Genomic DNA, 21077 nt, shown 5'->3' with positions numbered 1-21077 from the left:
GCGGGTCAGCGCGTGCGCAGCCCGGCGCGGATCTGGCGCGCCCAGAACGGTCCGCGGTAGAGGAAAGCGGTGTACCCCTGCACCAGGGTCGCACCGGCCTCGAGCCGCTCCCGCACCTCCGCACCGGTCTCGACCCCTCCCACGGAGATGACGCAGAAATCGGCGGGCACAGCGGCGCGGACGAGACGCAGGACTGCGAGCGAGCGCTCCTTGAGCGGGGCGCCGGACAGGCCGCCCTCCCCCGCTGCGGCGACCTTCACGGGGTCCGTGCTCAGTCCTTCCCGCGAGATCGTCGTGTTCGTCGCGATGAGGCCGTCCAGCCCTTCGGCGACCGCGAGCTCCGCGATCGCGGTGACCTCGTCGTCGGGAAGATCGGGGGCGATCTTCACCAGGAGCGGAGTCGCTCCCGCGGCGGCCTTCACCGCGCGCAGCAGCGGCGCGAGGGTCTCCACGGCCTGCAGGCCGCGCAGGCCCGGCGTGTTCGGCGAGGACACGTTGATCGCCAGGTAGTCCGCGAGCGGAGCGAGGCGCACGGCCGAGGCGACGTAGTCGGCGGTCGCGTCCTCGACCGCGACCACACGGCTCTTGCCGATGTTCACGCCGATCACGGCGGAGGGCCTGCGGCGGCGGAGCTTCCACAGCCGCTTCTCGGCGGCCTCGGCCCCGGCGTTGTTGAAGCCCATCCGGTTCACGACCGCGCGGTCCGGAATGAGTCGGAAGAGGCGCGGCTTGGGGTTGCCGGGCTGCGGGATGGCGGTGATCGTGCCGACCTCGACATGGCCGAAGCCGAGCGCGGACAGCCCGCGCACGCCGACCGCGTTCTTGTCGAAGCCGGCGGCGATGCCGAAGGGGGTGGGGAACGTGAGCCCCAGCGCCTGCACCTCGTCGCCGGAGGCCGGCCGGGTCAGCGCACGCGCCACCCAGGAGAACGGGGGCACGCCGAGGATCCGCACCACGACCATGCCGGCATGGTGGGCGAATTCGGGATCGAAGCGCGCGAGGACGAGGCGGAAGAGCAGGGCATACATCCCTGCCAGGCTACCGGTCGGACGCGGTGGATCCGACCGGCGGCTCAGAGCGCGGTCTGCGCGGCGGCGCGGCGGTGGTCGGCGCGCAGCTCGGCGATCGACGTCTCGAAGTCCTCGAGCGAATCGAACGCCTGGTAGACGCTCGCGAAACGGAGGTAGGCCACCTCGTCCAGATCCCGGAGCGGGCCGAGGATCGCGAGGCCGATCTCGTTCGTGTCCAACTGCGAGACGCCGGTCTGGCGCACCGCCTCCTCGACGCGCTGCGCGAGGATCGCGAGATCCGCCTCGGTCACGGGTCGCCCCTGGCAGGCCTTGCGGACGCCGGAGATCACCTTCTCGCGGCTGAACGGCTCCATCACGCCGGAGCGCTTGATGACGTTCAGGCTCGCGGTCTCGGTGGTCGTGAACCGGCCCCCGCACTCGGGGCACTGACGGCGCCGGCGGATCGAGAGCCCGTCGTCGCTCGTGCGGGAGTCGATGACGCGGGAATCCGGATGACGGCAGAACGGGCAGTGCATTCGAGAAAGCCTACGCCCCGGCCGCCGCGGCGGGCTCGGGCGCGGCTGTGAAACGGGCCTCGACGGCCTCGCCGTGCGCCGGCAGCACCTCGGCGTCGGCGAGCGCGACGACACCGTCGCGAGCGCGCGCCAACGCGTCCCGGTCGTAGGAGATCACCTGCTGCGGACGGAGGAAGGTGTAGGACCCGAGTCCGGATGCGTAGCGCGCCTGTCCCCCGGTCGGCAGCACGTGATTGCTGCCGGCCATGTAGTCGCCCAGGCTCACCGGCGTCTGGTCTCCGACGAACACGGCACCCGCGCTCGTGAAGGAGGCGGCGGCCTCCTCCGCATCTTCGAGGTGCAGCTCGAGGTGCTCCGGCGCGTACGCGTTGCTGAAGGCCACGGCGGCCGCCCGGTCGTCGACCAGCACGATCGCCGACTGCGGTCCGTCCAGGGCGGTCTGCACGCGGACGCTGTGCCGAGTCGTGGCCGCGGCGTTCGCGACCTCGACGGCCACGCGGTCGGCGAGCTCGGCGGAGTCGGTGACGAGGACGGCGGATGCCTGCTCGTCGTGCTCGGCCTGGCTGATCAGATCCATGGCGATGAGGCGAGGATCCGCGTCGGCGTCCGCGACGATGAGGATCTCCGTCGCCCCGGCCTCGGAGTCCGTCCCGACGACGCCGGCGACGGCGCGTTTGGCGGAGGCGACGTAGTTGTTGCCGGGGCCCGAGATGACGTCGACCGGCTCGAGACCGATCGCCTCGACGCCGTAGGCGAGGGCGCCGATCGCGCCCGCGCCGCCGATCGCGTAGACCTCGTCCACCCCGAGCAGCCCTGCGGCGGCCAGGATCGTCGGGTGGATGCGCCCGTCCTCACCGGACTGCGGCGGGGAGGCGAGCGCGATGCTGCCGACGCCCGCGACCTGTGCGGGAACGACGTTCATGACGACGCTCGAGGCGAGCGGCGCCTTGCCGCCCGGAATGTAGACGCCGACCCGACCGACCGGCTGCCAGCGCTGCACGATGCGGGCACCGGGGCCGATCTCGGTCACGCGCGGCGCGGGGACCTGTGCTGCCGATCCTTGACGCACCCTGTCGATGGCGGCCTCGAGCGCGGCGCGAACCCGCGGGTCGACGCCGGCGAGCGCCTCGTCGATGTGCTCTCGCGGCACCCGGATCGCGTGCCCGCTGACGCGGTCGAAACGCTCGGCCTGCTCGCGCAGCGCCTCCTCGCCGCGTACGCGCACGTCTTCCACGATCGCGGTGGCCGTGGCCAGCGCTTCCGCACGCGCGGCAGTGGCGCGCGGCACGGCCGCCAGCATCTCGGCGGTGGAGAGGGTGCGTCCCCTCAGGTCGATCGTCTGCATGCGTCCTCAGCCTCGGGTCATGTTCTCGGTGTCGTGCAGGTAGCCCACGCGACCATCGTCGTGGCGCACGACGAAGGCGCCGCCACGGTCCTCGAGAACAAGGATCCATGCTTCCGGCCCGATCGTGAAAATCGAGTCGCCCCGCGCGTCATGAACGACGCGCGTGTCCGGAGCGAGCGCCCAGAAGGGCTGGAGCTGCTCCCCCGTCGACACCGAGCTCACCGCATCCGGCTCCTGCACGCCGTCCTGCGGCACGACGTCGACCGCGTGCGTGGCCACCTCGTCCACGGACGACGGATCGAGCAGGTCGCCGAGCACCTCCGTCATGGTGTCGGAGAGATCCTGCGGCGCGGCGCTCGAGTCCTGCGAATCGACGGGTCCGCGGGCGGCGTCCGGGAACGAGTCGGACTCCTGCTCGGGCTCCGGCTCCGCGACGACCGCGGCGCGTCGGACGTCGGCGCGCGTGGCGGGCTCGCCCTCCTCCCGCGCATCCTCGGCGGGAGCCGGCGGCTCTTCGTCCTGGAGCGCCGGGCGGTCGGCGTCCGAGATCGTCTCGGTCAGGGCGTCCGCGGTCGGCATGACGCCGGTGAGGGCGTCGTCAGAGGGCACCGTCTCCTGCGCAACCGGCGAGGGCTGTGCCTCGACGACGGCGACGACGGGCGTCTCCCCCGATGCCAGGAAGGATTCGCGGTGGTGCTCGGGGACGTAGCCCGTCTCACCCTGGACCACCGCGCCCGTGACACCCGTGGCCGAGAGGTGTCCGGCCGCGCCGACCTCGTTGTCGTGCAGCAGACCCGGATCCACGTCGTCTTCGTTCTGCGGGTCGGAGACGCTTCCCCTCGCCCGCACAGGACGGGGACGCGAGAACACCGGACGGACGGGATTCGCACGGCGGTGCGCGAGGGTCTCGGTCCGCTCCTCGAAGTCCTCGCGGAGCCCGGGGATGAGCGCCGCGAAGACCGTCACCGCGACGAGGACCAGCATCAGCAGGATCTCCAGCCACAGCGGCCAGGTGACCAGCGGGGACCGCCGGGTCGCGCCGACCAGATCCAGCTGCTGCCACAGCAGGACGACCCAGCTCACGAGCGCGACCGAGAAGGCCACGGAGGCGAACTGATCGATGCCGAGGGATCCGACCCGACGGATCCCCTCGGGAGAGAGCCGGCGGAGCACGATCAGGAACACGGCGGCGGTGGGCACGCCGATGGCGAGCGCCCACGCGCCATTCATCGTCCATACCGTCGCGGAGCTGTCCAGGACGCTCCCTCCGCCGGCCACGAAGGAGAGCGCGAAGGCGATCACCCACGCGCCGATCATGATCAGCTCGCGCAGCGAGAAGCCGAACCAGCCCTGCTGCGGCGCCGCAGCGGGCAGGGGGCCCTCGTCGACCTCCATGTCGAACGAGGGGTCGTCGTTCGAAGTCGGATCCTGTACTTCCTGCGCCATCTCAGCGGAGGGGACGTCGCCGGTCATCGGTGATTCCTTTCGTCGTGCGGCCGCTGGGGGCTTCGGCCGTCGAACGGGACCCGATATTACCCGGCGACGGTGGAGACCTCCTGAGCGACGTCCTGACGCGATCAGCCCAGGCACTGGGGACCGAGCAGCGACTTCAGATCGCCGAACAGGTCCGCCGTCACGGTCACCGGCATGGGCACCTCGAACACCTTCGCGCGCCCGCCGCGATGCATCTTCAGCATCACCTCGGTCTCGCCGGCGTGGCGGCGCAGCACGTCCGCCAGATCCTCGATGACACGCTCGGTGGCCCGCTGCTCCGGCACCAACAGGGACAGCGGTCCCGCGGCGTCGAAGGAGCCGACGTCGGGCGTGAACGCCGACTGCGCGTGCAGGTTCATGCCGTCGTCACGACGGGAGACGCGCCCGCGCACCGCCAGGATCGAGTCCTGCTGCAGCATGCTCTGGAACTCGAGGTACGTCTTGCCCATGAACATGATCGTGATCTCGCCGCCGAAGTCCTCGACCGTGATCATGCCGTAGGGGTTGCCGCTGGCCTTGGCGACGCGATGCTGCACGCTCGTGACGAGCCCGGCGATGGTGACCTGATCGCCGTCCTGCAGATCCTCGGACTCCAGCAGACTGTTGATCGCGATCGAGGCGTGCTTCGCGAGCGGGACCTCGAGGCCGGCGAGTGGATGATCCGACACGTACAGGCCGAGCATCTCGCGCTCGAATGCGAGTTTGTCCTTCTTGGTCCACTCCGGGCGGATGGGCACCTTGGGAGGCGCGACCTCTTCGATCTCGTCGTACAGGCTGTCGAAGTCGAAGCCGATGGCGCCCTGCGCCTCGTTGCGCTTCTGGCCCACCGACGCCTCGACGGCGTCCTCGTGGATCTCCACGAGAGCGCGCCGCGTGTCGCCCATCGAGTCGAACGCGCCCGCCTTGATGAGCGACTCGACCGTGCGCTTGTTCGCGACGTGCAGCGGCACCTTCTTCAGGAAGTCGTGGAAGGAGGTGAAGTTCTCCTCCTGGCGGCCCTGCACGATGCCCTCGACGACGTTGGATCCGACGTTGCGCACGGCGCCGAGACCGAAGCGGATGTCCTCGCCGACGGCCGCGAAGAAGTTGATCGACTCACGCACGTCGGGCGGCAGCACCTTGATGCCCATGCGGCGGCACTCGTTCAGGTACAGCGCCATCTTGTCCTTGGAGTCGCCGACGCTGGTGAGCAGCGCCGCCATGTACTCGGCCGGGTAGTGCGCCTTGAGGTACGCGGTCCAGTACGAGATCACGCCGTAGGCGGCGGAGTGCGCCTTGTTGAAGGCGTAGTCGGAGAAGGGCAGCAGGATCTCCCAGAGCGCGTTGACGGCGCCGTCCGAATAGCCGTTCGCGTGCATGCCCCCCTGGAAGCCCTCGAACTGCTTGTCCAGCTCGCTCTTCTTCTTCTTGCCCATGGCACGGCGGAGGATGTCGGCCTGACCGAGCGAGAACCCGGCGACGCGCTGGGCGATCGCCATCACCTGCTCCTGGTAGATGATGAGGCCGTAGCTCTCCTCCAGGATGTCCTTGAGCGAGTCGGCGAACTCCGGGTGGATCGGCGTGATCTCCTGCAGGCCGTTCTTGCGCAGGGCGTAGTTCGTGTGCGAGTTGGCGCCCATGGGGCCCGGCCGGTACAGCGCGATGAGGGCCGAGATGTCGCCGAAGTTGTCCGGCTTCATCAGGCGCATGAGCGCGCGCATCGGGCCGCCGTCGAGCTGGAACACGCCGAGCGAGTCGCCTCGGGTGAGCAGGTCGTAGGACGGGCGGTCGTCGAGCGCGAGGTCTTCGAGCACGAGCTCCTCGCCCCGGTTCATCCGGATGTTGGCGAGCGCGTCGGAGATGATCGTGAGGTTGCGCAGCCCCAGGAAGTCCATCTTGATGAGCCCGAGCGACTCGCAGGACGGATAGTCGAACTGCGTGACGATCTGGCCGTCCTGCTCGCGCTTCATGATCGGGATGATGTCGATCAGCGGATGCGAGGACATGATGACGCCTGCGGCGTGCACGCCCCATTGGCGCTTCAGGTTCTCCAGGCCCAGGGCCGTGTCGAAAACGGTCTTCGCCTCGGGATCGGACTCGATCACGACGCGGAACTCGCTGGCCTCCTTGTACCGCGGGTGCTCCGGGTTGAACATGCCGTCCAGCGGCATGTCCTTGCCCATCACGGCGGGAGGCATCGCCTTGGTGAGCTTCTCCCCCATGCTGAACGGGAAGCCGAGCACGCGACCTGCGTCCTTCAGCGCCTGCTTGGCCTTGATCGTGCCGTACGTGACGATCTGCGCAACGCGCTCGTCGCCGTACTTCTCGGTGACGTACTGGATCACTTCGCCGCGACGACGGTCGTCGAAGTCGACGTCGAAGTCGGGCATGGAGACGCGGTCGGGGTTCAGGAACCGCTCGAAGATGAGACCGTGCTCGAGCGGGTCGAGGTCGGTGATCTTCATCGCGTATGCCGCCATGGACCCGGCTCCGGATCCGCGCCCTGGTCCGACCCGCACCCCGTTGTCCTTGGCCCAGTTGATGAAGTCGGCGACGACGAGGAAGTAACCGGGGAACCCCATGGACGAGATGACCTCGACCTCGTAGTTCGCCTGCGTGCGCACCGCGTCCGGGATTCCGCCCGGGTAACGGTAGTGCAGGCCGTTCTCGACCTCCTTGATGAACCAGCTCTCCTCGGTCTCGCCGTCCGGAACCGGGAAGCGCGGCATGAAGTTGGCGCCGGTGTTGAACGAGACGTCGCAGCGCTCGGCGATGAGCAGCGTGTTGTCGCACGCCTCGGGGTGATCGCGGAACACCTGGCGCATCTCCGCCGCGGACTTCACGTAGTAGCCGTCGCCGTCGAACTTGAACCGGTTCGGATCGTCGAGGGTCGAGCCGGACTGCACGCAGAGGAGCGCCGCGTGGCTGGTCGAGTCGTGCTGGTGCGTGTAGTGCAGGTCGTTGGTGCCGACGAGCGGGATCCCCAGATCCTTCGCGATCTTCAGCAGGTCGCCGGTGACGCGCCGTTCGATCTCGAGCCCGTGGTCCATGATCTCGGCGAAGTAGTTCTCCTTGCCGAAGATGTCCTGGAACTCGGCGGCCGCCGCACGGGCGGCGTCGTACTGGCCCAGACGCAGCCGGGTCTGGATCTCGCCGGAGGGGCAGCCCGTGGTGGCGATCAGGCCCTTGGAGTACTTCTGCAGGATCTCGCGGTCCATGCGCGGCTTGAAGTAGTAGCCCTCGAGGCTCGACGTCGACGAGAGCCGGAACAGGTTGTGCATGCCCTCGGTGGTCTCGGAGAGCAGGGTCATGTGCGTGTAGGCGCCGGAACCGGAGACGTCGTCGCGGCGCTGCTCCGGCGAACCCCACTGCACGCGGGACTTGTCGCTGCGGTGCGTACCGGGGGTGACGTACGCCTCGATGCCGATGATCGGCTTGACTCCGGCCGCCTGCGCGGCCTTGTAGAACTCGAATGCGGCGAACGTGTTGCCGTGGTCGGTCACGGCGACCGCCGGCATGCCCTGAGCGACGGCCTCCTGCACGAGCGGCCCGATGCGCGCGGCCCCGTCCAGCATCGAGTACTCGCTGTGCACGTGCAGGTGGACGAAGGAGTCTGATGCCATGCTTCGAGTCTACGTTTCGGGGTGGGACATCGAGGCCCCGGACGCCCGCCGATAGCCTGGATCGCATGACCACCCCCGACTTCGTCCTCGCGCTCCGAGAGCATGTGGGTCACGCCCCGCTGAACCTCGTCGGCGTCACCGCGATCGTGTTCCGCGACGAGAAGGTGCTGCTCGGCAAGCGCGCGGACAACGGCGCATGGCAGGCGGTGTCCGGGATCGTGGAGCCCGGCGAGGAGCCCGCGGACGCCGCAGCGCGGGAATGCCTCGAGGAGGCCGGCGTGGCGGTGAAGGTGGAGCGACTCGCCCTCGTGCAGCAGCTCCCCCGCGTGACCTACGCGAACGGCGACGAGGTCGACTACCTCGATCTGGTGTTCCGCTGCACCTGGGTCTCGGGCGAGCCGTACCCGGCCGACGGCGAGCTCACGGAGGTCGGCTTCTACGACCTCGCCGCGATGGGCGACGTCGACGACGCCCACGTGCGCAAGATCGCCCTCGCCATGGCGGAGGACGATCCTGCGCATTTCCGCGGCGGGAGGCCGCCGCGGGCGGCTCAGCCGGGCAGGCCGTCCACGACGTCGACGACGTAGTCGGTCCTGACATCGGCGACGCCGTCGGGGACGATGCTCCCGCCGGGGTTGGTGCTGTCGGAGCTGCCCGTCACGCGTCCGTTGGACACATCGACGGTGATCGTCTGATGACGCTGCACATCGCCGGACTCCCCCGGCTCGCTCCCGAAGGACGAGTCGAACGAGATCGTGCGCAGGGATCCATGGCTGTCGACGATCGACGAACCGGGAAGCCGGCCGAGGGCCTGCAGCATCGCCGCACGCACGTCGCCGGATCCCGCGTTGCATCCGAGCAGGGTGATCAGCCTCCAGCCGACCATCGCGGCGTGATGGTAGTCCGTGGTGCTGCCCTGACCTTCGGAGAACTGCGAGAGCACCCCGTCGGCATCCGCGGGCAGTGACGTCAGGTAGTCGCTGTAGGTGGTCCCGTCCCCCTCGGGCAGGGAGCCTCCACCGCTCTCGAATCGTCCGTCGCCGCCCGCTGTGCTCCACAGATCCAGACGCTGCTGCAACCGCGCGTCGGCGTCGGCGTCCTGTCCATAGGCGGAGGTGACCGCGACCGGTCCATCCCCCGTCCGGTACCAGTCGCCGGTCAGATCGGCGGGGATGTACGTGGTGCCGCTGCTCCGCACCACCCAGGCATGCGTCGCCATCGGGTAGGACAGACCGGAGCCGGGTTCGGAGATCGTGGAGTCGTCCCCGAGGAGGACACGGTCCGATGTCCAGGTGACGCGCAGGTACTGTCCGGACTGCGGCGAGAACCCTCCGTGGATCGCGGACGCGGACGCGGCACTGAACACGCCTTGCACCGTCTCAGGCACCGCGGACGCCGTCGGCGTCGGCGCGGGAGAGGAAGGAGCGGTCTGCGCAGGAGTCGGCGCCGGATGCGCGACGACGGGCGGCTTCGGTGCGGTCATGCCACCGACGATGAGCACCCCGGCGGTCGCCGCCGCCAGGGCTCCGGCCGCTCCTGCAGCGAGGAACCACGTCCGTCGGACGGGGCGCGCGCGCACAGGGCGCTCTTCGCCGCGGATCTCCGTCATCAGCCGCATCCGCGCAGCCGCGAGGCTCTCCTCGACGCCCTCGATCTCGGGCCTGATCTTCTCGACCTTCTCAAACACGTCCAACGCTCTCTCCCTTCTGCTGCTTCTTCTCGAACGCCTCGATCCGACGGTCCGGATCCAGGCGGCGGCGCACGCGATTGAGTCGCGACCGCACCGTTCCGACGGGGATGCCGAGGGCTTCCGCCACTTCCTCGTAGCTCAGCCCCTGCCAGGCGTAGAGCAGGAGCGTCTCCCTGTCTCTCGGCGCGAGGGCGGCGATCCGCGTCTTGAGCGACGCCACCTCGCGTTCCGCATCGACACGTGACAGCGCCTCATCGACGCCGCCCGACGACGTGAGCTCCTCGCGCCTCGCGGACGCCGTGAACGACCTCCAGTGCTTCGCCTCCACCGCGCGATGCCGACGGATCAGCCGTGCGGCGATGCCGAGGAGCCAGGGAACTCCCGATTCGGCGGCGAGGTCGAAGTCCGCGCGCCGGCGGAAGGCCGTCAAGAATGTCTCGCTCAGCACGTCTTCCGCAGCAGCGCGCCCCACGCGATAGGTCGCGAAGGCGTTCACGCTTCTCGCGTGCCGGTCGAAGAACTCGGCGAACGCCTCCGGCTGCTCGAGAGACCTCTGGATGATCTCGCTGTCTGTGCTCACGCTATGTATTGTCTGAGCCCGCGCATCCGGTTCACGGTATTTGCGGAGCAGCACTCACCGCAGGTCGAGTCGCATCAGCACCCGCGGGAAGCCGTCCAGGACCGAGCCGGTGTCGGCGGCCTTCTCGAAGCCCGCGGACTCGAACAGGGAGCGCGTGCCCGCGTAGGCCATCGTGAGGTTCACCTTCGCGCCCTCGTTGTCGACGGGGTACCCCTCGATGGCCGGTGCACCGCTCTCTCTCGCATGGGCGACGGCGCCCTCGATCAGCGCGTGCGAGATCCCCTGCTTCCGGTGGCCGGGACGCACGCGGAGGCACCACAGCGACCAGACGTCGAGATCATCGATCTGCGGGATCAGGCGATTGCGCGCGAAGCTCGTGTCCCGCCGCGGATGCACCGCCGCCCATCCGACCGGCTCGTCGTCGAGATAGGCGATCACGCCGGGCGCCGGATCCTGATGGCACAGCTCGCGCACCCGCTCGGCGCGTGCGGGCCCATGCAGTGCGACGTTCTCCTTGTTCCCGATCCGGTAGCTGAGGCAGAAGCACACGTTCGAGGCCGGGTTCTTCGGCCCGACCAGCGTCGCGACGTCCTCGAAGACGGTCGCAGGGCGCACCTCGATGCTCATGAGCCCATCCTGCCCCGGCGGTCGGACATCCGCGCGGGTGCGGAACGGGCTCAGGGCTCGACGATGCGCTGATCCGTGTTCGTGTAGGTGATCGAGTCGGCGATCGTGCCGACGAGACCCATCGTGACGCGCAGCAGGCCCGGCTTGACATCATCCAGCGGCGGGGGCGTGTCGGTTCCCAGGGTCAGCGCACGGCCGTCCTGCGTGGTCGCGGTGACCGACCCGAGGTACACGCTCACGTGCCCGGTGAGGGTCATGGTGTCGGCGTTCGTCACGAGTCCTGCCTTGTCCGGCGGGCGGACGGTGAGCGAGAACCCCGAGATCGTGATCGAGTCGGCCGAGATCTTGAGGGCGCGGATCGTGCTGCCGTCGATGGTCGGCACATCGACGATCGAGATGCCGCTCAAGCCGGTGAAGGACAGGCCCTGCGACCCCATCGAGGCCGGGATCTTCGTGAAGACGGGCGCGCTCTCGTCCCTCGTCGCGGCGACCGGGGTCGGCGCGGGCGTCGGCGCAGGATCTCCCGGAGTCGTCGGAGTCGTCGCCCCGGGCGTCGACGGCGCGCCGGGCACCGCAGGCAGCCCCGGGACCGTGGGACCTGGCGTCCCCGACTTCGGCGGGGGCGTCGTCGGCGTCGGACTCGGAGAAGGGCACCAGAGCAGCGGGATGCACAGTCCTGTCGGCTGCGCCGCCGGGGCCACGGCGGCGCCGAGGGTCATCGGCGCCACGAGGGCGAGCGCGGCCAGGAGCGCGGCGCCGGGCCGGCGCTGCGGCGTCACGACGCCGCCTCCTCGGCTCCGTCGACGGGCGCGGGGTCGCGCGGTCCCATCCAGGCGACCACGAGCACCGCCCCGGTGCCGGCGAGGAGCATCCCGATGATGAACCCGCCGAGGTTCACGCCGATCAGCGAATAGATCGCTACGACCAGCGCGAGGATCCCGTAGAAGACATGGTGCGCGGGCATCGTGACGGCGAGGATCCCTAGCAGCAGCAGCGCGATCGGGATGATCGTCGCCTGCAGGCCCTCGATCCCCAGCTGCACGTGCAGATGTCCGATGTCGAGCTGCCCGGAGAAGAACATCTCGATGCCGCCGAGTGCCACGAGCAGACCGCCGACCAACGGCCGCTGCCGCCGCCAATGCCGGAATCCCCGCACAGGCGCATCTGCGTCTCGCGGAACGCGCCGTGCGGATCCGCGAGTGCTCGCGTCGTCGGTCATCGCAGCCCCGTCGTTCAGAAGCATCCCTGCGAACCGTCCGTCAGCTCCAGCGTCATGCCCGTGAGGGTGAACACCGAGGCCTGGGTGCTCCAGGCCGTCTGCTGCAGGTTCTTGATCGAGACGGTGTCGGCATCCTGGGCGAAGTCGCCCGCGGAGCCCTTGGCGTCGGTGTTGACGGTCGAGGCGTCCACGCCGATGCGGATCGCGCCGAACGACGCGTCGCCCTTGAGCCCGGTCATGCCGATCTGCAGATCGCTGGCCGACGCCGGGTTGCCGTTGCCTCCCGCCTTGATGAGCACGCCGACCTTGCCGAGCGGCGTGTCGGTGATGACCGACTGGCAGAGGTCGGTGAGCGTCGCGCTCTTGATGTTCGCGATGGCGACGGTGTGCTCCTTGCCCTCCGTGTCCTTCGCGACGCCGGCGTACTGCGAGAAGCCGCTGCCCTCCAGCTGGGAGGCGCCGATCTGGAACTGGCTCCCCGACACGGCGAACGAGACGGGCACGGCTCCCTGGGCGACTCCGCCCATCAGCGCTGCGGCGACGACGCCTGCGGGGATCGCCACGAGGGCGATGCGGCCGGCGTGGGACGAGCCGAGCTTGCGGACACGGTCGGACTTCGGGAACTTCATCGATCCTCCTCCAGCGCGCCGGCTGCGATGGCGGCGCTCACCTGGTCGAGTATATTGCCCGTTGACTCAGAGTCAATACCGGACACGGTCAGCGCTCTCCTCCCACTAGGCTCGGGGCATGCCCGACCTGCGACGCGTCCGACTGACACCGGAGGAGCGTCGTGCGCAGCTCATCGCGACCGGGGTGAACTTCCTCGCCGAGCATTCCCTGGACGAGCTCACCATGGATGTGCTCGCTCAGCGCGCCGGCGTGTCCCGCCCGCTGCTGTTCCACTACTTCGACACCCGCCAGGGCATGCACCTCGCGGTCGTCACCATGGCCAGGGACAGCCTGCTGCTCGCCTCAGAGCCCCGCGACGAACTGGAGCCGCGCGCACGCATCCGCGACACGCTCCTGCGCATCACGGAGTTCGTGAGCCAGCACCAGGGCACGTTCCACTCGCTCGTACGAGGCATCGCGAGCGGCGACCCCGCCGTCCGGCGGGTGGTCGACGAGTCTCGCGACCTCAACGCGGAGCGGCTGCTCGACGCCTTCACCGAGCTCGGCACGCCGGACACGCCTGCCCTGCGCATCGCCCTGCGCTCCTGGGTTTCCTTCACCGAGGAGACCCTGATCAGCCTGGTGATCGACCGCGATGAGGATCCAGAGGTCGTCGTCCGGTTCCTGGAGGCGACGCTCGACGGCGTGGTGTCCGCAACGGGCGAGCTGCCCCTCTGAGGCCCGCGGCCTCGGAGACGGGGCTCAGTCCTCGCCGCGGAGCACGTCGAGCGCGTGCTGGAAGTCGGCGGGGTACGGCGATTCGGTCTGAACCCATGCGCCGGTGGTCGGATGGGCGAAGCCCAGCCGGTGCGCGTGCAGCCACTGTCTCGTCAGCCCGAGACGCGCCGACATCGTCGGATCGGCGCCGTACAGCGGATCCCCCACGCACGGGTGCCGGTGGGCGGCCATGTGCACGCGGATCTGATGCGTCCGACCGGTCTCGAGATGGATCTCCAGGAGCGATGCGCCGGGGAAGGCCTCGAGCGTCTCGTAGTGGGTGACCGAGGGCTTGCCGTCGGGGATCACCGCGAACTTCCAGGAGTGGTTCGGGTGCCGTCCGATCGGCGCGTCGATCGTGCCGGCGAGCGGGTCGGGGTGCCCCTGCACGACCGCGTGGTAGATCTTCTCGACCGTGCGCTCCTTGAAGGCGCGCTTGAGCTCCGAGTACGCGGCCTCGGACTTCGCGACCACCATGAGGCCGCTGGTTCCCACGTCGAGTCGGTGCACGACGCCCTGACGCTCCGGCGCGCCGCTCGTGGCGATCCGGAATCCTGCGGCGGCCAGGCCACCGACCACCGTCGGCCCCTCCCAGCCCATGGACGGATGCGCGGCGACGCCGGTGGGCTTGTCGACCACCACGATGTCGTCGTCGTCGTAGACGATGCCGAGGTCGGGCACGGCGATCGGCTCGATCCGCGGCGCCTGCTTCGGCGCCCACTCGATATCGAGCCAGCCGCCGGCGCGCAGCTTGTCCGACTTTCCCAGCACGGTGCCGTCGAGCGTCACTCCCCCGGCTTCGGCGACCTCCGCCGCGAAGGTACGCGAGAAGCCGAGCATCTTCGCGAGCGCGGCATCGACCCTGACTCCGTCCAATCCGTCCGGGACGGGAAGGGAACGGGATTCCACGGTCAGTCCTCGGATCCGGCGCGGTCGCGCCGCGCAGTGTGCTTCGGATCCGGGCCGGGTGCCGCCTCGTCGGCAGGGATGCCGTCGGCGACAGCGGCTGCGGACTCGGCGTCTTCCGCCGGCTCGTCCTTGTGGTCCCGCTCACGGGTGCCGTCGAGGCGGAGCCCCACGATGATCAGCAGTGCGATCGAGATCATGCCGCAGACGATGAAGATGTCCGCGACGTTGAAGATCGCCGGCAGCATCCACGGCATGGAGATCATGTCGACGACGTGCCCGACGCCGAATCCCGGTTCGCGGAGGATCCGGTCGGTGAGGTTCCCGAGCACACCGCCCAGCAGTGCTCCGAGCACGACGGCCCACAGCCGCGCGCGCACGGAGAACGCCTTCCACACGATCACGCACGCGACGACGGCCAGCGCGATCGTGAAGACCCACGTGTAGCCCGCGCCGATCGAGAACGCCGCCCCGGAATTGCGGATGTAGAAGAGCTGCAGGAAGCCCCCGAGAACGGGAACGACCTGCTCCTGGGGCAGATGGGTGATGGTGAGGTACTTCACAAACTGGTCGGCGGCCAGCACGAGCACTGCGAGGATCGCAATGATCGCGCCGGCCGCCGAACCGTGAAGCGGTTGACGCCGGGTCAACGGGGCCCCTTACTGCGCGGAGGAGGCGTCCCCGTTGGGGCCGCCCTTCTCGTCGAGGTCGCGGAGCTGACCCTCGATGTAGCTGCGCAGCTGCGTGCGGTACGTGCGCTCGAAGTCGTGCAGCTCGGTGATCTTGCCCTCGAGCACGTTGCGCTCGCGCTCGAGACGCGAGGTCTCCTCGCGCTGCTTCTGCTCGGCGTCGGCGAGGATCTTCGACGCCTGGGCCTTCGCGTCCGCGATGAGCTGGTCGCGCTGGGACTTGCCCTCTGCGACGTGCTCGTCGTGCAGACGCTGCGCGAGCTCGATGATGCCTGCGGTCGCAGCGGCCGGCGCACCGGTCTCGGCGACCGGGGCGGCGACGGGCGCGGGCGCCGCGGCGACCGGAGCCTCGGCCGCGGGAGCGGCCTTCTCGCCGGACTCGTAGGCGGCCAGCTTCGCCTTCAGCTCGGCGTTCTCGTCGAGGGCCTTACGCCACTCGAGCACGACCTCGTCGAGGAAGTCGTCGACCTCGTCCGGGTCGAAGCCGTCCTTGAAACGGACGTGCTGGAACTGCTTGGTGACGACGTCATCCGGGGTCAGTGCCATGGGTGGCTCCTCTTTCGATGAGTTCTCGGTGGCCGGGTGGAAATGGCGCCTGCCCCTCGGCGTGCACCTTCAGAAAAGCATAGCCTTCCGATCGCGGCGCCGCGAAGGCGCGCGCGGGCGGGCGCGGCGACGCGCCCTAGATGAAGTATCGGGTGATCGACATCAGGATGAGCACGATGATCATGGTGAGCGTGAAGCCCAGGTCGAGCGCGACGGGTCCGATCCTCAACGGAGGAATGAGGCGTCGGAACAGTCGGATCGGCGGATCCGTGAGCGTGTAGACGATCTCGGCGACGATCAGGCCCGCACCGCGCGGGCGCCATGAGCGGTTGAAGATGGGGATGTACTCCAGGATCAACCGTGCGAACAGCGTGAGCAGGTACAGCAGGAGCAGGATGTTGAGAATCGCTGCGATCGTCGAGACCGCGGCCGGCACCACCACGCGTCAGGAGTGCGCGAGCGCGGGCTCGTCGCCCCCGGCCATCCCGCCCTGTCCCGACACCGCGATGCTCTCCGGCGACAGCAGGAAGACCTTGCTCGTCACGCGCTCGATGCGCCCGTACAGGCCGAGCGAGAGCCCGCTCGCGAAGTCGATCAGGCGGCGCGCGTCGGCGTCGCTCATCTGCGAGAGGTTGATGATCACCGGGATCCCGTCGCGGAAGCTCTCGGCGATGACCTGAGCATCGCGGTACTGCTTCGGGTGCACCGTGAGGATCTCGTTCACGGCGCCGACGGACGGCTGGCGCACGGCGGTCGGACGGCGCAGCGGCGTCACAGGAGCCGGCTTCGCCTCCTCGCGCTCACGACGCACCTCGTCACGGCGGACGGGCTCGTGGCGGATCTGCTCCTGGCGGGCGCTCTGCGCGGCCGGAGCCTGCTCCTCGTAGACCTCTTCCTCATCGGCGAGGCCGAGGTAGACCATGGTCTTCTTCAGCGGGTTCCCCATCGTGTCCTCCGAACGTGTAGGGGTGGTTCTGTTTCGAGGCTAACCCTGTGCGGGTCGTGGCCCCGTGATTGCGGAGCCGATGCGTAGGTGTGTCGCGCCTGCCGCGATCGCCTCGGCGAAATCGCCGGTCATCCCGGCCGAGATCCAATCGGCACCCGGCGCGACCGCGCGCAGACGCTGCGCGGACTCCTGGACGCGGGCGAACGCGGCGGCCGGGTCCTCGTCGAGGGGCGCGACGGCCATCACGCCGCGCAGTCGCAGCGTGGGCAGCGCGAGCACCTGTTCGGCGAGCCGCTCGAGCTCCGTCGGCGCGACGCCCCCGCGGCCCGGGTCGTCGGTGAGGTTGATCTGCAGCAGGACGTCGAGCAGCAGGTCGTCGGTCGCGGCCCGGTCGAGCGCCTCGGCGATGCGCAGACGATCCACCGAGTGCACGGCCTGCGCCGCGCGACGGATCGCGCCGGCCTTGTTGGTCTGAGCCTGCCCGATGAAGTGCCACCGCAGGTCGTCCAGCTCCGCGAGGGCCTCAGCCTTCGCGGAGAGCTCCTGCTGCCGGTTCTCCCCCACCTCGCGGACGCCGAGGCCGTACAGCTCGCTCACGAGTGCGGCGGGGTGGAACTTGGTCACGACGATGCGCGTGATCTCCGCGGGATCCCGTCCCGCGCGCCGCGCGGCGTCCGCGATCGCTGCATCGATCGCGGACAGCCGCTCGGCGACCGCGGTCACTTCAGGAACTCGGGGATGTCGAGATCGCTCTCATCGAACGCCGGCTCGATGCTGGTGTGCACGGGCGGGATCGAGGGCACGGTCACCGGAGCGGTCTCGCGCGGCGCCTCCTCGGCCTGGGCCGAGTCCTCGCGCTCCTCGACGGCGGGCTTCTCGGCGACTGCAGGGGTCGTCGTGCGCGAGAAGATCTGCGGGTCGAGGCGCAGCGTGGGCTCACCGCTGTCGAAGCCCGCGGCGATCACCGTGACGCGCACCTCGTCGCCGAGGGTGTCGTCGATGACCGTTCCGAAGATGATGTTGGCCTCGGGGTGCGCAGCTTCCTTGACCAGGTCTGCCGCATCGTGGATCTCGAAGATGCCGAGGTTCGACCCGCCCTGGATCGACAGCAGCACGCCGTGCGCGCCCTCGATCGACGCCTCGAGAAGGGGCGATTCGACCGCGAGCTCGGCCGCCTTGATCGCACGGTCGGCACCGCGGGCGGAGCCGATGCCCATGAGCGCGGATCCAGCCCCCTGCATGACCGACTTGACGTCGTTGAAGTCGAGGTTGATGAGACCCGGCGTGGTGATCAGATCGGTGATGCCCTGCACACCGGCGAGCAGCACCTGATCGGCGGTCGCAAAAGCCTCGATCATCGAGATGCCGCGGTCGCTGATCTCGAGAAGACGGTCGTTCGGCACCACGATGAGGGTGTCGACCTCTTCCTTCAGCTTCGCCACGCCGGCATCGGCCTGGCTCTGCCGACGGCGGCCCTCGAACGAGAAGGGCTTGGTCACGACGCCGATGGTCAGGGCGCCGATCGACTTGGCGATGCGCGCCACGATCGGCGCACCGCCGGTGCCGGTTCCTCCGCCCTCGCCCGCGGTAACGAAGACCATGTCGGCGCCGGTCAGCGCCTGCTCGATCTCCTCCGCGTGGTCCTCTGCGGCACGGCGTCCGACTTCGGGGTCGGCGCCTGCGCCGAGCCCGCGGGTGAGGTCGCGTCCGACGTCGAGCTTGACGTCCGCGTCGCTCATCAGCAGCGCCTGCGCATCGGTGTTGATCGCGATGAACTCGACGCCGCGAAGGCCGAGATCGATCATGCGATTGACGGCGTTGACGCCGCCACCGCCGACACCGACGACCTTGATCACGGCAAGGTAGTTCTGGTTCTGGCTCATCCCGTCCTCCGATGTATTTCGAGCCCCGAGCCGGCAACCTTAAACCTCAAGCAGAAGGTTAAAGTATTTCCCGGTATTGCTTTCTCCTGGATCGAAGGTAAGCGGCGCACGGCGCGCAGAAGCCAAGCGACACGCACCTGGGCGCGATCGTTTCGGATATTCGTGCTCAGCCAACGATTCCGACGCCCGGCGAGGACACGTCGTACGACGCCGCGCCCGGACTCGCCTTCATCAGCGCCTGCAGGGAGCGGGTCTTGAGCGCCGACTGCTCCGCGCTCCCCCACACCACCTGAGCGCCGCCGGACAGCTTCAGCACGATGTCGTCGGGGGTCGACGCGGTGGCGCCGTCGACCTGGCCGCGCAGCTCGGCGGGCAGCGAGCGGAGGGCTGTGCCCACCGCGGCGAACGCCTTGGACCCTGTGCCGCCGGCGACGTCGATCAGGGCGTAACCGGCGGGCCGCGCCTCCGCGGTCGAGAGGACGACTCCTGCGGCGTCGACGACCGTGAACCGACCGTCATCGGCTTGGAGGACGCCGACCGGCGTGCGCTCCACGATCCGCACCACGAGGTCGTGCGGAGGGTGGGCCTCCAGGCGGTAGGTCTCGATCAGGGGGAACGCGACGAGCGCGGCCTTGACGGCGCTGGAGTCCACGAGCGCCAGCGGCCTGCCGACCTGCCCCGACAGCGCCTTCTGCACGTCGGCGGCCTTGAGCGCACTCGTCCCCTCGACCGTGACGGTCTCCACCGCGAACAGCGGGCTGTACGCCGCGCCGATACTGCCACCCACGACGAGCAGGGCGAGGGCCGCTCCCACGATCCAGCCGGTCCTCCGGCGCCGGGAGCGCTGGGTGAAGCGGCGGATCTCGGTGCGCAGCGCCTTCCGGCGCGCCCTGGTCGCGTGCCAGAGGTCGCGCGCGGTCAGCGGCACGTCGTCCTGCGCTGCCGTCGGATCCGCCTCCTCCGCACGCTCCCGCGCGGTCGAGGGGACGGCGGAGGCCCCGCGGTCGAGCAGGATCGGCACGGTGGTGTTCGCGTCATCCGGCACGGCCGGGATCGCGTCCGCATGGGGCCCCGCGGAGGCGTCGATGCCGAAGCCCGCCGTCCCTCTCCGCGCGCCGTCGAACAGCGGCGCCCCGGCCGGACGCTCCGGCTCGACCGGAGGCGCGGGAGAGGGGATCGCGGACGGCCGGCGCACGGTCAGCCCTCGGCGGTGGTGCGCAGGGCGCCCAGCACCTGCGGGATGATCTGGTAGACGTTGCCGCAGCCGAGCGTGATCACGTAGTCGCCGTCGCGCGCCACGGATGCGGTGTAGTCGGCCGCCTGCTGCCAGTCCGCGACGTAGTGCACGTGGTGCGGGTCCGCGAACGCGCCGCTGACCAGCTCGCCGGTGACTCCTGGCACCGGATCCTCGCGCGCCCCGTAGACGTCGAGCATGACGGTGTGATCGGCGTAGGTCTCGAGCACCTCGGCGAACTCGCGGTACATGTGCTGCGTGCGCGAATACGTGTGCGGCTGCTGGATCGCGATGATCCGGCCCTCTCCCACGATCGTGCGCATGGCCTCCAGGGCGGCGCGGACCTCGGTCGGGTGGTGCGAGTAGTCGTCGTAGACGCTCACCCCGCGTGCGCTGCCGTGCAGTTCGAGGCGGCGGACCGTGCCCGCGAAGCCCTCCATCGCGCGGGCGGCGTCGGCCAGCGCGTAGCCGAGCGTCGTGAGCACGGCGACCGCGCCGGCCGCGTTGATCGCGTTGTGCACGCCGGGGACCGCGAGCTGCATGCGGGCGGAAGCCCCGTGCATGGTCAGGGTCGCGGCGACAGGGCCGTCCGTGACGATGTCGGTGATCCTCAGATCCGCGTCTTCCGCGAGGCCGAATGAGATCACGTTCGGATGAGTGATCCCCGCCCGCACGCGCAGCGCGCCGGGATCGTCGCTCGAGATCACGACGGCCTCGCTCGCGGCGTTCGCGAACGTCACGAAGGCGTCGTGGAAGGCCTCGTCGGATCCGTAGTGGTCCAGGTGATCGGGGTCGACGTTCGTGATCAGCGCGACCGAGGTGTCGTAGAGCAGGAACGTGCCGTCGGACTCGTCGGCCTCGATCACGAAGAGGTCGTCCGCGCCGGAGGAGCTGGAGGCGCCCAGCTGCTCGATCACGCCGCCGTTGACGAAGTTCGGGTCGGCGCCGAGTTCCTGAAGGGCGGTGACGATCATGCCGGTCGAGCTGGTCTTGCCGTGCGCGCCGGCCACCGACACGAGGCGCCGTCCGCGGATCAGCCAGTGCAGTGCCTGCGATCGGTGGATCACATGCAGACCGCGCTCCTTGGCGAGCAGGAACTCGGGGTTCTCCGGCCAGATCGCGCCCGTGTGCACGACCGTGTCCGCATCGCCCAGGTTCGCCGCGTCATGGCCCACGTGCACATCGGCGCCGAGAGCCGCCAGAGCCTGGAGATTGGCGCTGTCCGCGCGATCGCTCCCGGACACGCGGATGCCCGCGTCGAGGAACATGCGGGCGAGGCCCGACATGCCGGAGCCGCCGATGCCGATGAAGTGCGCGGCGGTGATGTCGTCCGGAATCGGCAGGGAGAGGTCGGGTCTGATCATGGCTGAATCATCCTAAGTCG

At 69.6% G+C, this 21077-nt stretch carries 22 protein-coding genes; 2 read left to right on the top strand and 20 right to left on the bottom strand.

Annotated features, from left to right (window positions below; all coding sequences use genetic code 11):
* Positions 1-5: 5 nt before the first annotated feature.
* The 5 genes from CQ044_RS04545 to dnaE all read right to left on the bottom strand — a co-directional run bounded on the left by CQ044_RS04545 (position 6) and on the right by dnaE (position 7987).
* The gene (locus CQ044_RS04545) at positions 6-1028 is read right to left on the bottom strand and encodes a quinone-dependent dihydroorotate dehydrogenase (RefSeq protein ID WP_105687180.1); all 1023 of its coding nucleotides are present in this window, start codon (positions 1026-1028) and stop codon (positions 6-8) included.
* A gap of 44 nt (positions 1029-1072) precedes the next feature.
* Entirely contained in the window at positions 1073-1546 is a 474-nt protein-coding gene (nrdR, locus tag CQ044_RS04540; protein ID WP_105687178.1) for a transcriptional regulator NrdR, read from the bottom strand.
* 10 nt (positions 1547-1556) lie between these two features.
* On the bottom strand, positions 1557-2891 hold the full coding sequence (hisD, locus tag CQ044_RS04535; protein WP_105687176.1) for a histidinol dehydrogenase: 1335 nt from the start codon (positions 2889-2891) through the stop codon (positions 1557-1559).
* 6 nt (positions 2892-2897) lie between these two features.
* Positions 2898-4364, bottom strand: coding sequence for a CvpA family protein (locus tag CQ044_RS04530; RefSeq protein WP_105687175.1), 1467 nt, complete (start codon positions 4362-4364; stop codon positions 2898-2900).
* Positions 4365-4468: 104 nt separating this feature from the next.
* Positions 4469-7987 (bottom strand): DNA polymerase III subunit alpha, encoded by a 3519-nt coding sequence (gene dnaE, locus CQ044_RS04525; protein WP_105687173.1) that lies wholly within the window; start codon positions 7985-7987, stop codon positions 4469-4471.
* A gap of 65 nt (positions 7988-8052) precedes the next feature.
* Here dnaE and CQ044_RS04520 point away from each other — a divergent pair, with 65 nt between their 5' ends.
* Entirely contained in the window at positions 8053-8574 is a 522-nt protein-coding gene (locus CQ044_RS04520) for an NUDIX domain-containing protein (RefSeq protein WP_105687171.1), read from the top strand.
* On the opposite strand, the gene CQ044_RS04515 is transcribed toward CQ044_RS04520, so the two are convergent.
* From CQ044_RS04515 to CQ044_RS04490, 6 genes are read right to left on the bottom strand one after another with little or no spacing between them, the layout of a single operon-like run.
* Positions 8538-9680, bottom strand: coding sequence for a hypothetical protein (locus tag CQ044_RS04515; protein ID WP_146116734.1), 1143 nt, complete (start codon positions 9678-9680; stop codon positions 8538-8540). The genes CQ044_RS04520 and CQ044_RS04515 overlap by 37 nt on opposite strands.
* Positions 9667-10257 (bottom strand): RNA polymerase sigma factor, encoded by a 591-nt coding sequence (locus CQ044_RS04510; RefSeq protein WP_105687168.1) that lies wholly within the window; start codon positions 10255-10257, stop codon positions 9667-9669. The genes CQ044_RS04515 and CQ044_RS04510 overlap by 14 nt, the downstream gene beginning before the upstream one ends.
* Positions 10258-10311: 54 nt before the next feature.
* Positions 10312-10884 carry a GNAT family N-acetyltransferase gene (locus tag CQ044_RS04505; RefSeq protein WP_105687167.1) on the bottom strand — a complete coding sequence of 191 codons (573 nt, stop codon included), beginning with the start codon at positions 10882-10884 and terminating at the stop codon, positions 10312-10314.
* A gap of 50 nt (positions 10885-10934) precedes the next feature.
* On the bottom strand, positions 10935-11663 hold the full coding sequence (locus tag CQ044_RS04500; RefSeq protein WP_105687165.1) for a hypothetical protein: 729 nt from the start codon (positions 11661-11663) through the stop codon (positions 10935-10937).
* Complete coding sequence (locus tag CQ044_RS04495; protein ID WP_219844919.1) at positions 11660-12103, bottom strand: DUF6114 domain-containing protein; 444 nt, start codon at positions 12101-12103, stop codon at positions 11660-11662. The genes CQ044_RS04500 and CQ044_RS04495 overlap by 4 nt, the downstream gene beginning before the upstream one ends.
* A 14-nt stretch (positions 12104-12117) precedes the next feature.
* Positions 12118-12732: a DUF6230 family protein gene (locus CQ044_RS04490; protein ID WP_105687163.1), complete on the bottom strand. Its 615-nt coding sequence runs from the start codon at positions 12730-12732 to the stop codon at positions 12118-12120.
* Between the two features lie 118 nt (positions 12733-12850).
* Between CQ044_RS04490 and CQ044_RS04485 the strand changes: the two genes are divergently transcribed.
* Complete coding sequence (locus CQ044_RS04485) at positions 12851-13450, top strand: TetR/AcrR family transcriptional regulator (protein ID WP_105687161.1); 600 nt, start codon at positions 12851-12853, stop codon at positions 13448-13450.
* A gap of 24 nt (positions 13451-13474) precedes the next feature.
* Here the strand turns inward: CQ044_RS04485 and CQ044_RS04480 are convergent, their stop codons facing one another.
* From CQ044_RS04480 to murC, 9 genes are all read right to left on the bottom strand, one after another.
* Complete coding sequence (locus tag CQ044_RS04480) at positions 13475-14398, bottom strand: RluA family pseudouridine synthase (protein ID WP_105687160.1); 924 nt, start codon at positions 14396-14398, stop codon at positions 13475-13477.
* Positions 14399-14400: 2 nt separating this feature from the next.
* Positions 14401-15045: a signal peptidase II gene (lspA, locus tag CQ044_RS04475; protein ID WP_105687158.1), complete on the bottom strand. Its 645-nt coding sequence runs from the start codon at positions 15043-15045 to the stop codon at positions 14401-14403.
* Between the two features lie 9 nt (positions 15046-15054).
* Positions 15055-15630, bottom strand: a complete 576-nt coding sequence (locus CQ044_RS04470) for a DivIVA domain-containing protein (protein ID WP_045272478.1) — start codon at positions 15628-15630, stop codon at positions 15055-15057.
* A gap of 136 nt (positions 15631-15766) precedes the next feature.
* A complete protein-coding gene (locus CQ044_RS04465; protein WP_235281762.1) occupies positions 15767-16072 on the bottom strand; it encodes a YggT family protein in 306 nt (101 codons plus the stop codon).
* Positions 16073-16075: 3 nt separating this feature from the next.
* A complete protein-coding gene (locus tag CQ044_RS04460) occupies positions 16076-16576 on the bottom strand; it encodes a cell division protein SepF (RefSeq protein WP_045272477.1) in 501 nt (166 codons plus the stop codon).
* Between the two features lie 39 nt (positions 16577-16615).
* Positions 16616-17299, bottom strand: coding sequence for a YggS family pyridoxal phosphate-dependent enzyme (locus CQ044_RS04455; RefSeq protein WP_105687157.1), 684 nt, complete (start codon positions 17297-17299; stop codon positions 16616-16618).
* Positions 17296-18459, bottom strand: coding sequence for a cell division protein FtsZ (ftsZ, locus tag CQ044_RS04450; protein WP_105687155.1), 1164 nt, complete (start codon positions 18457-18459; stop codon positions 17296-17298). The genes CQ044_RS04455 and ftsZ overlap by 4 nt, the downstream gene beginning before the upstream one ends.
* 166 nt (positions 18460-18625) lie before the next feature.
* Positions 18626-19654, bottom strand: a complete 1029-nt coding sequence (locus CQ044_RS04445; RefSeq protein ID WP_258133161.1) for an FtsQ-type POTRA domain-containing protein — start codon at positions 19652-19654, stop codon at positions 18626-18628.
* A 2-nt stretch (positions 19655-19656) separates the two neighbouring features.
* Complete coding sequence (gene murC / locus CQ044_RS04440) at positions 19657-21057, bottom strand: UDP-N-acetylmuramate--L-alanine ligase (RefSeq protein ID WP_105687154.1); 1401 nt, start codon at positions 21055-21057, stop codon at positions 19657-19659.
* Between the last annotated feature and the right edge of the window lie 20 nt (positions 21058-21077).

Source organism: Microbacterium sp. MYb64 (genome assembly GCF_002979495.1).
GTDB lineage: Bacteria > Actinomycetota > Actinomycetes > Actinomycetales > Microbacteriaceae > Microbacterium > Microbacterium azadirachtae_A.
Note: the sequence above shows the minus strand (reverse complement) of the source record. Positions and strands in the feature narration are given on the sequence as shown.